Here is a 14,896-nt window from a genome sequence, read left to right on the forward strand (position 1 = left end):
CGTCCCGTCGTGCCAATGAACCGCGCATGACGACCATCGACCCCGCCGCCTTTGACGCTCACCTTCGCGCGCGCGCCGCCCAGACGGAAGAGCTGCTGGCGGCTCTGCTGGCGGACACGCCACTGTCGGGAGAAATCGTCCGGCCGGCAAACCTGCTGGCCGCGATGCGTCATGGCACGCTGAATGGCGGCAAGCGCCTGCGGCCCTTCCTCGTCCAGGAAGCGGCCGCGCTGTTTTCCGGCGATGCGGAGGCTGCCGCCCGCGTTGGTGCGGCGCTCGAATGTCTGCACAGCTATTCGCTGATCCACGACGACCTGCCGGCCATGGACGACGACGATCTGCGTCGCGGCCAGCCGACCGTCCACAAGGCCTTTGACGAGGCAACCGCGATCCTTGCCGGCGACAGCCTGCTGACGCTTGCCTTCGACATCATCGCCGCGCCGGAAACCCGGCTGCCGGACGACCGCAAGGTGGCGCTGGTCATGGCCCTGTCGCGGGCGGCCGGCATTGGCGGCATGGCCGGCGGGCAGGCGCTCGACCTGGCGGCCGAGACGGCAGCGCCGGACGAAGACGGCATCGTCACGCTACAGGCGATGAAGACGGGCGCATTGCTTCGGTTCGCCTGCGAGGCCGGTGCCATCCTGGCCGGGGCTGAAGCCGACGACCGCCTGCGCCTGCGCCGGTTCGGCGAGATCATCGGGCTTGCCTTCCAGCTTGCCGACGACGTGCTGGACGTGACGGCGGATGCCAAGACCATGGGTAAAGCGACCGGCAAGGATGCCGATCGTGGCAAGGCGACGCTTGTTGGCCGGCATGGCCTCGATTGGGCCGAGCAGCGGCTCGACGCCTTGGTCGAGGATGCAGTTGGCGTGCTCTCGCCCTATGGCAGCCGTGCCGACATGCTGATCGCCACCGCCCGCTTCGTGGCCGACCGCAGCAACTGATCGATCCATCAGCGCAACAACGGGTCCCATCAAAACTCGTGGCGTGATCGGCGATTGCCGATGCGCTATAGCTGGCGGCAGTTCAACGCCGGAAGCGCCCCATGACCGAGCTGATGCAGAACCTTCACCAGGTGGCCGCCGCCTACCTGCTCTACCTGGTCGCCGTCATCAGCCCGGGGCCGGCGATCGTCGCCATTATCTCGACCTCGCTGGCGCGCGGCAGGCAGGCCGGCGTGGTGATCGGGCTCGGCATCTTCGCCGGCTCGTTCACCTGGGCGATGGCGGCGGCACTCGGCCTCTCGGCGCTGCTCAGCCGCTATGGCCAGGCGCTGACGGTGCTGAAGATCGTCGGCGGGCTCTATCTTCTCTACCTCGCCTACAAGGCCGCCAGGGGAGCGCTGGCCAGACGGGATACGACGGCATCGATCGCACCCGGCGAGACGGCGAAGCCGGAGATCGGCCTTCGCCGGACCTTCCTCACTGGCTACGCCATCCACCTCACCAATCCTAAGGCGATCTTCGCCTGGGTGGCGATCATCTCTCTCGGTCTGCCGCCGGCCGCCTCGCCGAGTGCCGTCGCCATCATCGTCGGCGGCTGCCTTGCCACCGGCTTCACCGTCTTCATGGGTTATGCCCTGCTGTTTTCGACGGAGCGCGCCGCCCGTCTCTATCGCAACGCCCGGCGCAGCATCGACGGCGTGATGGCGCTGATGTTCGGCGCTGCCGGCATCAAGATGCTGACCAGCAGCCTTTGATCGAAGCTTCAGGCATCCAATCTGCCAGAAACGCAAAAGGCGCCGCTTGCGCGACGCCTTCCAGCTTTCCGAAGAGCTCGAAAAGCCTCAGTTCTGGGTGATCGGCGCGATCTGGATCTCGACGCGACGGTTCTGGGCGCGGCCGTCCGGCGTCGCGTTTGATGCGACCGGCTGCGAGGGGCCAAAGCCCAGCGTCGACATGCGACGCTGATCGACGCCGCGTCCGCCGAGATAGTTGGCAACCGATGCGGCACGGCGCTCCGAGAGCTCCTGGTTGTGGCCGGCGCTGCCGGTCGAATCGGTGTGGCCGTTGACGTCGACGAGCGTGCGGTTGAACTTGTTCAGCACCAGCGCGACGGAATCGAGCGTCGAGTAGAAGCCCGGCAGCACCTGGTCCTGATCGGTCGGGAAGGTGATGTTGGACGGCATGTTGAGGATGATGCGATCACCGACACGGGTGACCGAGATTCCGGTCCCCTGCAGTTGGGCGCGCAGTTCGGCCTCCTGCTGGTCCATGTAGTTGCCGATGGCGCCGCCCGCGAGCGCGCCGACGCCGGCACCGATGAGCGCCGCATTGCGACGGCCGACCGGCGATCCACCGACGGCGAGGCCTGCAAGCGCGCCGAGACCGGCACCGAGTGCGGCACCGCCGGTGGTGTTCGACATCTTCTGCTGACCCGTATACGGGTCGGTGGTGGTGCAGGCTGAGAGATAGGTCGCACACATGGCGACAATCGCGAATTTCTTGATCATGGAATCAGGTCCCCGTCGTCTTGGCGACCGTTCATTTACCATGAATTGCGGCATAAGCGAGGACGGCCGGACGATCGTCCGGCAGCGTCCGCTGCTTCATTCCGCCGCGGTCTTCTGGCCGAAGCGCTTTTCGATGTAGTCGGCGACGAGCGCCTCGAAATCCGACGCGATATGCGGGCCGCGCAGCGTCAGCGCCTTCTGCCCGTCGATGAACACCGGTGCGGCCGGCGTCTCGCCCGTTCCCGGCAGCGAGATGCCGATATCGGCATGCTTGCTTTCGCCAGGACCATTGACGATGCAGCCCATCACCGCGACGTTGAGCGCCTCGACGCCCGGATACTTTTCGCGCCAGATCGGCATATTCTTGCGGATGTCGTTCTGGATGTTCTGCGCCAGTTCCTGGAACACCGTTGAGGTGGTGCGACCGCAGCCGGGACATGCCGCAACGACTGGAATGAACTGGCGGAAACCCATGACCTGGAGCAGTTCCTGCGCCACCTGCACCTCCCGGGTGCGGTCGCCGTTCGGCTCCGGCGTCAACGAGACGCGGATCGTATCGCCGATGCCCTGCTGCAGCACGTAGCCCATGGCTGCCGACGAGGCGACGATGCCCTTGGAGCCCATGCCGGCTTCCGTCAGGCCAAGATGCAGCGCGTGGTTGGAGCGTTCCGACAGCATCGAGTAGACGGCGATGAGGTCCTGCACCTGGCTGACCTTGGCGGACAGGATGATGCGGTTGCGCGCAAGGCCGAGTTCCTCGGCAAGCTCTGCCGACAGGAGGGCCGACTGGCAGATCGCCTCATGCATGACCTGGCGGGCCGACAGCGGCGAGCCCGCCTCGGCATTGCGGTCCATCAGCGTCGTCAGCAGGTCCTGGTCGAGCGACCCCCAGTTGACGCCGATGCGCACCGGCTTGTCGTAGCGGATCGCCATCTCGATAATGTCGGCGAACTGCTTGTCCTTCTTGTCCTTGAAGCCGACATTGCCGGGGTTGATGCGGTACTTCGCCAGCGCTTCGGCGCAGGCCGGATGATCGGCGAGCAGCTTGTGGCCGATGTAATGGAAATCACCGACCAGCGGCACGTCCATGCCGAGCCGCAGCAGCCGCTCGCGGATCTTCGGCACGGCTGCGGCACTTTCGTCGCGATCGACGGTAATGCGGACGATCTCCGAGCCGGCGTTGAAGAGGGCCGCCACCTGGGCGACGGTACCATCGATGTCGGCCGTGTCGGTATTGGTCATCGACTGGACGACGACCGGTGCGCCGCCGCCGACAATCACACCGCCGACGTCGACGGCGACGGAGGCGCGACGGGGTTTCGGATCATAATCGGCAGGCATCAGGCTCTCTCTTATCCCGGAAAGGTGCCCCTCAGGTGGATCAACCGCAGGGGCTTGTCAACACCCGCTTGAGATCACATTACGGCGCGCTGGGTCCGACGGCGGCCGGCCGGTCGGCATGCCGCGCCAGATGCGAAAGCCCGAGAACCACCAGGTGCAGCACCGGCAGTCCGATGAAGATCGCCGCAAGCCCCGTATGCTCGGCGATGAAGCCGATCGCCGAAGGGGCGACGAGAATTCCGGAATAGCCCATCGTCGTTACCACCGAGAGACCGATGCCCTGTGCCATGCCCGGCAGGTTTCCCGCTGCGGAGAAGGCGATCGGCACCATGTTGGAGATGCCGATGCCTGCAATGGCGAAACCGATAATCGCCATCAGCGGCGTCGACGCAAATCCCGCCGTCAGCAGCCCGACGATCGAGGCGACCGTGCAGAACCTCAGCGTCCGCACCGCGCCGAACCGATCGCGCACCAGATCGCCGGCGAACCGCATGACCGCCATGGTCAGCGAGAAGGCGCCGAAGGCCAGGCCCGAAGCCTGCACCGAGGCGCCGAGTTCGTTGCGGATATACAGTGCGCCCCAATCGAGGATCGCGCCTTCCGGGATCATGCTGAACAGCGCGACCATGCCGATCAGCCAGGGCAGTGCCGAGCGCGGCAGGCGCGCCCGTTCCTTCACCTCTTCAGGATGCGGCTTGTCGGCGAGCAGCATCGGCCAGCCGATCGCCACCACAAGTGCCGCAAGGACGGTGATCAGCAGTCCATGGCCGACGACGCCGAGCCAGGCGATGAGGAACCCGCCGCTCACCGAACCGAACAGACCGCCAAGGCTCCAGAAGGCATGGCAGGACGACATGATCGAGCGGCGCATGCGGGTTTCCGTCGCCACGGCATTGGCGTTCATCGCCACGTCCATCGCCCCGATCAGGCCGCCAAACAGGAAGATGGCGATGGCTCCGGTCCAGACACTGCCGACCAGGCTGAGGATAAGCAGCGTCGGCAAGGCGAGAACGGCGCTGATGCGGGTCACCCAGGTCGAGCCGAAGCGGGCGATCTGCAGGCCGGCCACCGGCATCATGATGATCGAGCCGAGGCCGAAGGTGAGGATCATCAAGCCCAGCCCGCTTTCGCTGAGCGACAGCCGGCTGGCAAATTCCGGGATCTTCGGCGCCCAGGCGCCGACCAGAAAGCCGTTCATCAGGAACATCAGCGCCACGGCTGCGCGCTCGCGGGTCACTGCCGGGCTGCGGCCGGTTTGACGTTCGTTCTGGATGGAATGGTCCATTGTCGCTTCCTCCTGCCTGCATCCGCGCGCCGCCGCTCAGGCGAGCACGATCTCGCAGCCCTTGTCCTTGATGGTGCCGAGCCGCCCGGCATCGGCGCCGCGCTCCGTCACCAGCAGTTGATATTGCCCGGCATCCGCGAACGCATAGGGTGCGGAAGCCTCGAATTTGTCGGCCGTGGCGAGCACCATCGTCCGCCGGCTGCGCGACAGGACGAACCGCTTGAAGGCGGCATCCTCGAATCCGAAGGCGGACAGACCGCCCTCGGCATCGATGGCGCATGTGCCGATCAGGCAGAGGTCCGGGCGCAACGCCGCCATCGCCGCGATGGCGTTGGCACCCACCGTTCCACCGACCATGCGATCGATCGTCCCGCCGACCAGGATGGTCTCAACGCCAAGCTTGTCGGCCAGCGCCGTGGCGATCGCCGGCGCATTGGTGATCACCGTCACCGGCAGATCCTCGCCCAGCGCCTCGGCAACGGCGAGATTGGTGCTGCCGGCATCGAGATAGACGACCGAGCGGGGCGTGATGAAGCCGACCGCCTTGCCCGCCAGGTTCCGCTTGCGATCGACCGCAACCGCCATCCGCTGGCTGAGACTGCTGCTACCCTTGGAGACCGGCAGCGCGCCGCCATAGACGCGCTCGCAAAGGCCGGCCGCCGCCAGTTCGCGCAGATCCCGGCGGATCGTATCCTCGGAAACATTGAACTCGCTGGCCAGCGCTGCGGCGACCACCCGGCCGTTCTGGCGAAGCAGGGCGCGGATCCGCTCTTTTCGTTCGGCGAACATCAGTTCAGTCATCAATCATCCCGTAGCTTTAGAATCGGCATAAGCATGCATAAACCGGAACAAACACGCATGCAACCTGCGTCCGTGCCGAGAGTTCTGAAACTGCCCGTATGGATGCGCTGCAAGAAGAGAAAAAAATTTGCATTTGCACATCGGTTTTGCAGTTTTCTACCCAGCCACGCTGCACCATTTCTGCGATTGATCGTGCCCAACCGAACCGCCATTCCGCTCCAAGGAGATCACGTCATGAAGCTTTTCAATGCGCTCGCTGCAGCCGCCCTTCTGCAGGCCGCAGCTATTCTGCCGGTGCAGGCCGGCGAAAACCTCGCCGCCATCAAATCCGCCGGCACGATCAAGATCGGCACCGAGGGCACCTATGCGCCGTTCACCTTCCACGACAAGACCGGCAAGCTCGTCGGCTTCGACGTCGAAATCGGCGAAGCGGTGGCCGCCAAGATTGGCGTCAAGGCGCAGTTCATCGAAGGCAAGTGGGATGGCCTGATCGCCGGTCTTGACGCCAAGCGCTATGACGCCGTGATCAACCAGGTCGGCATTACCGAAGCGCGTAAGCAGAAGTACGATTTCTCAGAGCCCTACATCGCCTCGAAGGCGGTGCTGATCGTCCGTGACGGCAATGACGACATCAAGTCGTTCACCGACCTGAAGGGCAAGAAGTCCGCCCAGTCGCTCTCCAGCAATTTCGGCAAGATCGCCCAGACCGCCGGCGCCGAACTCGTCGGCACCGACGGCTTCGACCAGTCTATCCAGCTCGTTCTGACACGTCGCGCCGATGCCACCGTCAATGACAGCCTGTCCTTCCTCGACTTCAAGAAGCAGAAGCCGGACGCGCCGGTGAAGATCGTTGCCGAACAGTCCAATGCCGATTATTCCGGCATCATCATCCGCAAGCAGGAACCGGAACTGCTCGAGGCGATCAACAAGGCGCTGGCCGACATCAAGGCGGATGGCACCTACCAGAAGATCGCCGACACGTATTTCGGGCAGGACGTATCGAAATAAGCAGAAGGCCCGTTCCCGCCCGGGAACAGTCCTCCATATCATGTGACAAGGCGGCGGCCAGCCTGGCCCCGCCTTTTTCGCGAGGCCCGCCTTCTAGCGAGGAGAGATCATCGTGCCGCACTGGCTGCAACTCATGGCGGATTCGCTGCCCTCCCTCCTCTGGGCCGGCGTGACCTTTACCGTTCCGCTGACGCTTCTTTCCTTCGCCTTCGGGCTGACGCTCGGGCTCATCACCGCCCTGACGCGGCTCTTCGCCGCCGCCCCCTTTGCCGCCGTCGCCCGCTTCTACGTCTGGGTGATCCGCGGCACGCCGCTGCTCGTGCAGCTGTTCGTGATCTTCTACGGCCTGCCGAGCATCGGCATCCTGCTCGACGCCTTTCCCGCCGCGCTGATCGGCTTTACGCTCAACATCGGGGCCTACAGCTCCGAAATCATCCGTGCCGCCATATCCTCGATGCCCAAGGGGCAGTGGGAAGCCGCCTATTCGATCGGCATGTCCTGGCGCCAGACGATGATCCGCACCATCCTGCCGCAGGCGGCGCGGGTGGCCGTGCCGCCGCTCTCCAACACCTTCATCTCGCTGGTCAAGGATACCTCGCTTGCCGCGGCGATCACCGTGCCGGAACTGTTCCAGGCCGCACAACGCATCGTCGCAACGACCTACGAACCGCTGATCCTCTACATCGAGGCGGCACTCATCTATCTGGCGCTGAGTTCTGTCCTCTCAACCCTGCAGGCGCGGCTGGAAAAGCGCTTCGCCCGCTATGGCGGCATGCTGGAGACAAACGCATGATCGAGCTCAGCCACATCGACAAGCGTTTCGGCGAAACCACGGTGCTCCATGACGTCAGCCTGCGCATGGAGGAAGGCAGCGTTACGGCACTGGTCGGCCCCTCGGGCGGCGGCAAGAGTACGCTGCTGCGCTGCATCAACCTGCTCGAGATCCCAAGCGCCGGGCATCTGCAACTGGGCGATGCGCGTCTCGACATCACGCCCGGACAGAAACCCGCATGGTCGGCCGTGCAGGCGATCCGCCGGCAGACCGGCATGGTATTCCAGAATTTCCAGCTGTTTCCGCATCGCACGGCGATCGAGAACGTCATGGAATCGCTGGTGACGGTGCTCAAATGGCCGAAAGCCAAGGCGCGCGAGCGGGCGATGGAACTGCTGACGAAGGTCGGCATGGCGCACAAGGCAGACGCATGGCCGGCAACGCTGTCGGGTGGCCAGCAGCAGCGCGTCGCGATCGCCCGGGCGCTGGCGCCTTCGCCCCGGGTTCTTCTGTGCGACGAGCCTACTTCGGCGCTCGACCCGGAGCTTGCCGCCGAAGTCGTCGAGGTTCTCGCCAAGCTTGCCGCCGAAGGCACGACCATGGTGATGGCGACGCACGACCTGCGGCTGGCCTCGAAGATAGCCGACAGGGTTGTCTTCCTCGAGGCGGGACGCGTCGTCGAAACCGGCACCGCCGAAGCGATCTTCCGTTCGCCGCAGCAGGACCGCACGCGCCAGTTCGTCGCGACCGTCACCGCCGCCCAGACTGGTTGAGACCGGGCGGCGGAGAGAACACGGCTGATCAGTCGGCGTAGACGATCAGCAGGTCCTTGGCGTCGATCTGGTCGCCCGGCTTGACGAGCACCTCGGCGACCGTGCCGTCCTTTTCGGCGTGCAGGGCAGTTTCCATCTTCATCGCCTCGATCGACAGCAGCACATCGCCGGCCTTCACCGCCTGCCCCGTCGACACGAACACTCGCGAGATGACGCCGGGCATCGGTGCCCCAAGCTGCGTGCCATTGCCGCCTTCGGCTTTCCGCCTTGCCACCGCGCCGCCGGCGCCCTGCGTGCGGTCCGGCACCTTGATGCGCCGCGGCTGGCCGTTGAGTTCGAAGAACACCGTGACCAGACCCTGCATGTCCGCCGCACTGGCCGCCTGGTTGACGATCACCAGCGTCTTGCCCTTCTCGATATCGGCAAACAGCTCCTCTCCATCCGCCATGCCGTAGAAATAGGCGGGCGTCGGCAGCACCGAGACCGGCCCGTAGGTATCGGAGGCCAGCGCGAAATCGGTGAACACCTTGGGATACATGAGATACGAGGCGAACTCGAAATCATCGACCGGGCGCTCCAGCTTCGCCTCGATCGCCGCGCGTTCGGCATCAAGATCGGCTTCGACGAGCAGGGAGCCAGGACGCTCCGTATAGGGCTTGTCGCCCTTCAGTGCCTTCTTCTGCAGCGCTTGCGGCCATCCGCCCGGCGGCTGACCGAGGTCACCCTTCAGCATCGAGACCACCGAATCCGGGAAGGCGATGTCCTTGTCCGGGTTCTCGACATCCCCGACATCCAGATCCTGGGAAACCATCATCAGCGCCATGTCGCCGACCACCTTGGAGGACGGCGTCACCTTGACGATGTCGCCGAACATCTGGTTGACGTCCGCATAGGTCTGCGCCACCTCGTGCCAGCGCGTGTCGAGCCCCAGCGACCGCGCCTGCTCCTTGAGATTGGTGAACTGGCCGCCCGGCATCTCGTGCAGGTAGACTTCCGAGGCCGGTCCCTTGAGATCGCTCTCGAAGGCCGCATACTGGTGGCGCACCGCTTCCCAGTAGAAGGAGATGCGGCGGATCCATTCCGGATCGAGCCCCGGATCGCGTTCGGTACCCGACAGCGCCTCGACGATCGAGCCGAGGCAGGGCTGCGAGGTGTTGCCCGAAAACGCGTCCATCGCGGCATCGACGGCATCGACGCCGGCATCGATCGCGGCGAGCACGGTGGCGGCCGAAATGCCGGATGTGTCATGCGTGTGGAAATGGATCGGCAGGCTGGTCGCCTCGCGCAGCGCCTTGAAGAGCACGCGCGCCGCGGCCGGCTTCAACAGGCCGGCCATGTCCTTGAGCGCGATGATGTGGGCGCCTGCCCGTTCCAGCTCCTGCGCCAGACCGGTGTAATACTTGAGGTCGTACTTCGGACGGGCGCTGTTCAGCATGTCGCCGGTGTAGCAGATGGCCGCCTCGCAGAGCCGGTTCTCCTCCTGCACCGCATCCATAGAGACGCGCATGTTCTCCACCCAGTTCAGGCAGTCGAACACCCGGAACAGGTCGATGCCGCCCTTGGCCGCCTGCCGGACGAAATACTTCACCACGTTGTCGGGATAGTTGGTGTAGCCGACGCCGTTGGCGCCGCGCAGCAGCATCTGCAGCAAGAGGTTCGGCGCACCCTCGCGGATCAGCGCCAGGCGCTCCCAGGGGTCTTCGGTGAGGAAGCGCATGGAAACGTCGAACGTCGCACCGCCCCAGCACTCCAGCGACAGGAGGTTGGGAAGCGCCCGCGCGTAGACCGGCGCGATGCGGGCGATGTCGTATGTGCGCATGCGGGTGGCAAGGAGCGACTGGTGGCCGTCGCGCATCGTCGTGTCGGTCATCAGCACGCGGGTCTCGGCGCGCATCCACTCGGCGAAGCCCTTTGGTCCGAGCGCATCGAGCTTCTGCTTCGTGCCATCGGGCACCGCGGCGTCGATATAGGGGACGATCGGCTTTGCCACCTTGTCCGACGGCAGCGGCCGGTTCTTGGTTTCCGGATGGCCGTTGACGGTGACGTCGGCAAGATAGGTCAGCAGCTTCGTCGCGCGGTCCTGGCGCTTGACCTGCTGGAAGAGCTCCGGCGTCGTGTCGATGAAGCGGGTCGTGTAGGTGTTGTCGCGGAAACTCGGATGGCCGATGATCGCTTCGAGGAAGGTGAGGTTGGTCGCCACCCCGCGAATGCGGAACTCCCGCAGTGCCCGGTCCATGCGGCTGATCGCTTCCTGCGGCGTGCCGCCGGAAGCCGTGACCTTGACCAGCAGCGGGTCGTAAAAGCGGGTGATGATCGCGCCGGTATAGGCGGTGCCGCCGTCGAGACGGATACCGAAGCCGGCAGCCGAGCGATAGGCGGTGATGCGGCCGTAATCGGGAATGAAGTTCTGTTCGGGATCCTCGGTGGTGATCCGGCACTGCAGCGCATGGCCGTTCAGCCGGATGTTCTCCTGGGCGGGGACACCGGATTCTGGCGTGCCGATGGTCTCGCCTTCGAGGATGTGGATCTGCGCCTTGACGATGTCGATGCCGGTGACGACCTCGGTCACCGTATGTTCGACCTGGATGCGCGGATTGACCTCGATGAAGTAGAATTTGCCGGTATCGGCATCCATCAGATATTCGACGGTGCCGGCGCCGATATAGTTGGTCGCGGCGGCGATCTTCAGCGAGTAGCCGGCCAGTTCCTGGCGCTGCGCCTCGCCAAGATAGGGAGCGGGCGCCCGCTCGACGACCTTCTGGTTGCGCCGCTGGATCGAGCAGTCACGCTCGAACAGGTGCACGACATTGCCGTGCGTATCGCCAAGCACCTGGCTTTCCACGTGGCGGGCCCGCTCGACGAGCTTTTCGAGGTAGACCTCGTCCTTGCCGAAGGCGGCCATCGCCTCGCGCTTGGCCTCGGTCACCTCCTTGGCCAGTTCGCCTTGCGAGCGGATGGTGCGCATGCCGCGCCCGCCGCCGCCCCAGGAGGCCTTGAGCATCACCGGGTAGCCAATCTCGTCGGCCATGCGGGCGACTTCCGCCATGTCGTCAGGCAAGGGTAGCGTCGCCGGCACAACGGGGACGCCGACAGACATGGCGATGTTGCGGGCGGCCACCTTGTTGCCGAGCTGGCGCATCGTGTCTGCCGTCGGGCCGATGAAGATGATGCCGGCTTCGTTGCAGGCTTCGACGAATTCCGGGCTTTCCGACAGGAGGCCGTAGCCGGGGTGAATGGCATCGGCGCCGGAGAGCCGCGCGACGCGGATGATCTCGGGGATCGACAGGTAGCTCTCGATCGGCCCCATATCCTTGGCGAGATGCGGCCCGCGGCCGACCTGATAGCTTTCGTCCGCCTTGAACCGATGCAGGGAAAGCTTGTCCTCCTCGGCCCAGATGGCGACGGTCTTGATGCCCAGCTCATTGGCGGCCCGGAACACGCGGATCGCTATCTCGGATCGGTTGGCCACGAGAATCTTCGAAATCTTCAAGGCGATCTCCCATACGCTTTGGCGGACATGCTGCACCCGCGAAGGGAGACTAACGGCTTTTCGGGGAAGTTCAATTTGCCAATGCGCCTGCAGCGGAATTTATGTCAGTTTCGCGTCAGGTCATCAGTCCCAGCCGGAAGGCGGTTGCGATCACGTGCTGACGGTTGCGGGCGTGGAACTTCTCCTGGATGACGTTGATGTACCAGTCGACCGTGTGGCTGGAGATCTGCAGCTCGCGGGCAATCTCGTTCGACGTCATGCCCTCGGCCAGCAGTTTCAGCACCTCCATCTGACGGCGCGTCAGTTCGGGGTCGATGACGACCGAGGTCTCCAGATCCGCGGCGATGCCCTGCATCTCCAGAAGGCGCCAGAACATCTTGCGTCCCGCCGCGTCGAGCAGCGACATCTCGACCGGCGAAAGATCGATGGGCCGCCCGCCGATGTTGAATTGACCGATCAACCCGGTCTTGCCGTAGATCGGAAAGACGTAGCCGTCGATGAGGCCAACCTTCGACGCGTCCTGCAGCAGACGCATCATCCGCTTGCGGTAGGGGTCGTCCCGGAACGTCTGGATGGCGTCGCGCCAGCGGTATGGGCGCTGGGCGCGGGCAAGCATGCGCCGGAGCGGGTCGATGGAGGCATAGTTCTTCGTCTTGTAGTGTTTGCGCCAGCCTTCCGGCCACCGCCCGACCATCATCATGTTCGTCAGCCGCTTGTCGGAGCGATCATGGATCCACACGCCGTGATAGTCGAAACCGTAGCCGGACATCAGCGTCTCAAGCTCTGCAGTCAGATCTGCCTGTGTCTTCGTCTCGTTGATGAGCACCAAGAGCTGCAGAATTGAGTGAACGTTCACTCATACCCCCTGCCACCCGTGAGGTGGTCTTTTCAGATTGAGACGATGTTCGGCGACGGGTCGGCCGACACTTCGTGCCGAGCTCCCGGAGCGCCTTCAGGCGCCGGATCGACTTCCTTCAGTGGGCTCTATTCTCGCAGAGATTGCAAGTTACTTGTTGCCATACAGCGCACGCGTTCAGTATCTGCTTCGCCGCCGGGTGCCATCGTTCACGCTACATACAGGTGCTGCCTGCTAGAAGCGTGGCACGAAGTCACCATGAGGTAATGTCTTGAGCTTGTTTCAAGTTTATGCGCGCGCACTGCGATATCTGGGTTCCAGCCGGATCCGGGTATCCATGGTCGTGGTTGCCAACATCGTGCTCGCCGTCATCACCATCGCCGAACCGATCCTGTTCGGCCGTATTATCGATGCCATCTCCGGCAATGGCGACGTCACGCCCATCCTCCTGATGTGGGGCGGCTTCGGTGTCTTCAACACCATTGCCTACGTGCTCGTCGCCCGCGAGGCGGACCGGCTGGCGCATGGCCGCCGCGCCACGCTGCTGACCGAAGCCTTCGGCCGGATCATCTCCATGCCGCTCGCCTGGCACCACCAGCGCGGCACGTCGAACGCCCTGCATACGCTGTTGCGGGCGAGCGAGACGCTGTTCGGCCTGTGGCTTGAATTCATGCGCACCCATCTGGCGACAGTGGTCGCACTGGTGCTGCTGGTGCCGACGGCCTTCTCAATGGACTGGCGCCTGAGCCTGGTGCTCGTCGTCCTGAGCGTCCTCTACTGGTTCATCGGCCGCATGGTGATGAACCGTACCAAGGAGGGCCAGGCCTCCGTCGAGGGCCATTACCACAACGTCTTTTCGCATGTGAGCGATTCGATCAGCAACGTCACCGTGCTGCACAGCTACAACCGCATCGAAGCGGAAACGCGGGCGCTGAAGGGCTATACGGAAAAGCTGTTGTCAGCCCAGTACCCGGTCCTCGACTGGTGGGCACTGGCCAGCGCGCTCAACCGTATGGCCTCAACCATCTCGATGCTGATCATCCTGATCATCGGCGTCTTCCTCGTCCGCGCCGGCGAAATCCGCGTCGGCGACGTCATCGCCTTCATCGGCTTCGCCAACCTCCTGATCGGCCGCCTGGACCTCCTGCGCCAGTTCGCCACGCAGATCTTCGAAGCCCGCTCGAAGCTCGAGGACTTCTTCCGCCTGGAAGATTCCGTCCAGGAACGCGAAGAGCCGGCCGGTGCCGTCGATCTGCAGGCCGTCCGCGGCGAGGTGGAATTCCGCGACGTATCGTTCGACTTCGCCAACACCACGCAGGGCGTCCGCAACGTCTCCTTCACCGCCAAGACCGGCCAGACGGTGGCGATCGTCGGCCCCACCGGCGCCGGCAAGACGACGCTCGTCAACCTGCTGCAGCGCGTCTACGAGCCGCAGCAGGGCCAGATCCTGATCGACGGCATCGACATCGCCAAGGTGACCCGCAAGTCGCTGCGCCAATCGATTGCGACCGTGTTCCAGGATGCCGGCCTGCTCAACCGCTCGATCACCGAGAATATCCGGCTCGGACGCGAGGGCGCCTCGGAAGCCGAGGTGATCGCCGCAGCCGAGGCCGCCGCTGCTACCGACTTCATCGAGAGCCGCCTTGCCGGCTACGACACCCATGTCGGCGAGCGCGGCAACCGCCTGTCGGGCGGCGAACGGCAGCGGATCGCGATTGCCCGCGCCATCCTCAAGAACGCGCCGATCCTGGTGCTCGACGAGGCGACGAGCGCGCTCGACGTCGAAACCGAGGCGCGCGTCAAGGAAGCCATCGACCGGCTGCGCCAGAACCGCACCACCTTCATCATCGCCCACCGTCTGTCGACGATCCGCGATGCGGACGTGGTGATCTTCCTCGACCGTGGCCGGATCCTCGAACAGGGCACCTATGACGAGCTGAGCGCGCTGGGCGGCCGCTTTGCCTCGCTGCTGAAGACCAGCGGCATCCTGCCCGACGAGGTGAAGCCGATGGCGACCGTCACGCAGATCTCGCAGCACGCCTGACGCAACATCCCTCGCTGAGACGCACTTGGAAGGCCGGCCCCGCACATCGCAGGGCCGGCCTTTTTCATGTGTCG

General features: G+C 64.6%; 12 protein-coding genes. 6 read left to right on the plus strand and 6 right to left on the minus strand.

Translation table 11 applies throughout. The annotated features are described in order from the left end of the window. The first annotated feature begins 26 nt into the window (after nt 1-26). Both ACR65N_RS19355 and ACR65N_RS19360 read left to right on the plus strand, forming a co-directional pair. The gene (locus ACR65N_RS19355) at nt 27-944 is read left to right on the plus strand and encodes a polyprenyl synthetase family protein (protein WP_440458313.1); all 918 of its coding nucleotides are present in this window, start codon (nt 27-29) and stop codon (nt 942-944) included. A 101-nt stretch (nt 945-1,045) separates the two neighbouring features. After that, a complete protein-coding gene (locus tag ACR65N_RS19360) occupies nt 1,046-1,699 on the plus strand; it encodes a LysE family translocator (protein ID WP_440458315.1) in 654 nt (217 codons plus the stop codon). Between the two features lie 87 nt (nt 1,700-1,786). Here the strand turns inward: ACR65N_RS19360 and ACR65N_RS19365 are convergent, their stop codons facing one another. The 4 genes from ACR65N_RS19365 to ACR65N_RS19380 all read right to left on the minus strand — a co-directional run bounded on the left by ACR65N_RS19365 (nt 1,787) and on the right by ACR65N_RS19380 (nt 5,879). Further along, nucleotides 1,787-2,452, minus strand: a complete 666-nt coding sequence (locus ACR65N_RS19365) for a YiaD family glycine zipper/OmpA-like lipoprotein (protein ID WP_440458316.1) — start codon at nt 2,450-2,452, stop codon at nt 1,787-1,789. Between the two features lie 96 nt (nt 2,453-2,548). Then, nucleotides 2,549-3,793, minus strand: coding sequence for a flavodoxin-dependent (E)-4-hydroxy-3-methylbut-2-enyl-diphosphate synthase (gene ispG, locus ACR65N_RS19370; RefSeq protein WP_440458317.1), 1,245 nt, complete (start codon nt 3,791-3,793; stop codon nt 2,549-2,551). A 79-nt stretch (nt 3,794-3,872) separates the two neighbouring features. Beyond that, nucleotides 3,873-5,078, minus strand: a complete 1,206-nt coding sequence (locus ACR65N_RS19375; RefSeq protein ID WP_440458318.1) for an MFS transporter — start codon at nt 5,076-5,078, stop codon at nt 3,873-3,875. 36 nt (nt 5,079-5,114) lie between these two features. Then, nucleotides 5,115-5,879 (minus strand): DeoR/GlpR family DNA-binding transcription regulator, encoded by a 765-nt coding sequence (locus ACR65N_RS19380; RefSeq protein ID WP_440458319.1) that lies wholly within the window; start codon nt 5,877-5,879, stop codon nt 5,115-5,117. 234 nt (nt 5,880-6,113) lie between these two features. On the opposite strand from ACR65N_RS19380, the gene ACR65N_RS19385 reads away from it, so the two are divergent. The 3 genes from ACR65N_RS19385 to ACR65N_RS19395 all read left to right on the plus strand — a co-directional run bounded on the left by ACR65N_RS19385 (nt 6,114) and on the right by ACR65N_RS19395 (nt 8,432). Then, nucleotides 6,114-6,887 (plus strand): amino acid ABC transporter substrate-binding protein, encoded by a 774-nt coding sequence (locus tag ACR65N_RS19385; protein WP_440458320.1) that lies wholly within the window; start codon nt 6,114-6,116, stop codon nt 6,885-6,887. 112 nt (nt 6,888-6,999) lie between these two features. Then, on the plus strand, nt 7,000-7,680 hold the full coding sequence (locus tag ACR65N_RS19390) for an amino acid ABC transporter permease (protein WP_440458321.1): 681 nt from the start codon (nt 7,000-7,002) through the stop codon (nt 7,678-7,680). Then, on the plus strand, nt 7,677-8,432 hold the full coding sequence (locus ACR65N_RS19395) for an amino acid ABC transporter ATP-binding protein (protein ID WP_440458322.1): 756 nt from the start codon (nt 7,677-7,679) through the stop codon (nt 8,430-8,432). Before ACR65N_RS19390 ends, ACR65N_RS19395 begins: the two co-directional genes overlap by 4 nt. A 28-nt stretch (nt 8,433-8,460) precedes the next feature. On the opposite strand, the gene pyc is transcribed toward ACR65N_RS19395, so the two are convergent. After that, the gene (gene pyc / locus ACR65N_RS19400; protein ID WP_440458323.1) at nt 8,461-11,922 is read right to left on the minus strand and encodes a pyruvate carboxylase; all 3,462 of its coding nucleotides are present in this window, start codon (nt 11,920-11,922) and stop codon (nt 8,461-8,463) included. A 115-nt stretch (nt 11,923-12,037) separates the two neighbouring features. Continuing rightward, on the minus strand, nt 12,038-12,778 hold the full coding sequence (locus ACR65N_RS19405) for a LuxR family transcriptional regulator (RefSeq protein ID WP_440458324.1): 741 nt from the start codon (nt 12,776-12,778) through the stop codon (nt 12,038-12,040). A gap of 271 nt (nt 12,779-13,049) precedes the next feature. Between ACR65N_RS19405 and ACR65N_RS19410 the strand changes: the two genes are divergently transcribed. Then, nucleotides 13,050-14,822 carry a glucan ABC transporter ATP-binding protein/ permease gene (locus ACR65N_RS19410; protein ID WP_440458325.1) on the plus strand — a complete coding sequence of 591 codons (1,773 nt, stop codon included), beginning with the start codon at nt 13,050-13,052 and terminating at the stop codon, nt 14,820-14,822. Nucleotides 14,823-14,896 lie beyond the last annotated feature (74 nt).

This window comes from Rhizobium sp. SAFR-030 (genome assembly GCF_059415005.1).

Coding starts and splice junctions, on each gene's coding strand:
- ACR65N_RS19355 (WP_440458313.1), top strand. CDS start 27: ATGACGACCATCGACCCCGCCGCCTTTGACGCTCACCTTCGCGCGCGC.
- ACR65N_RS19360 (WP_440458315.1), top strand. CDS start 1,046: ATGACCGAGCTGATGCAGAACCTTCACCAGGTGGCCGCCGCCTACCTG.
- ACR65N_RS19365 (WP_440458316.1), bottom strand. CDS start 2,452: ATGATCAAGAAATTCGCGATTGTCGCCATGTGTGCGACCTATCTCTCA.
- ispG (WP_440458317.1), bottom strand. CDS start 3,793: ATGCCTGCCGATTATGATCCGAAACCCCGTCGCGCCTCCGTCGCCGTC.
- ACR65N_RS19375 (WP_440458318.1), bottom strand. CDS start 5,078: ATGGACCATTCCATCCAGAACGAACGTCAAACCGGCCGCAGCCCGGCA.
- ACR65N_RS19380 (WP_440458319.1), bottom strand. CDS start 5,879: ATGACTGAACTGATGTTCGCCGAACGAAAAGAGCGGATCCGCGCCCTG.
- ACR65N_RS19385 (WP_440458320.1), top strand. CDS start 6,114: ATGAAGCTTTTCAATGCGCTCGCTGCAGCCGCCCTTCTGCAGGCCGCA.
- ACR65N_RS19395 (WP_440458322.1), top strand. CDS start 7,677: ATGATCGAGCTCAGCCACATCGACAAGCGTTTCGGCGAAACCACGGTG.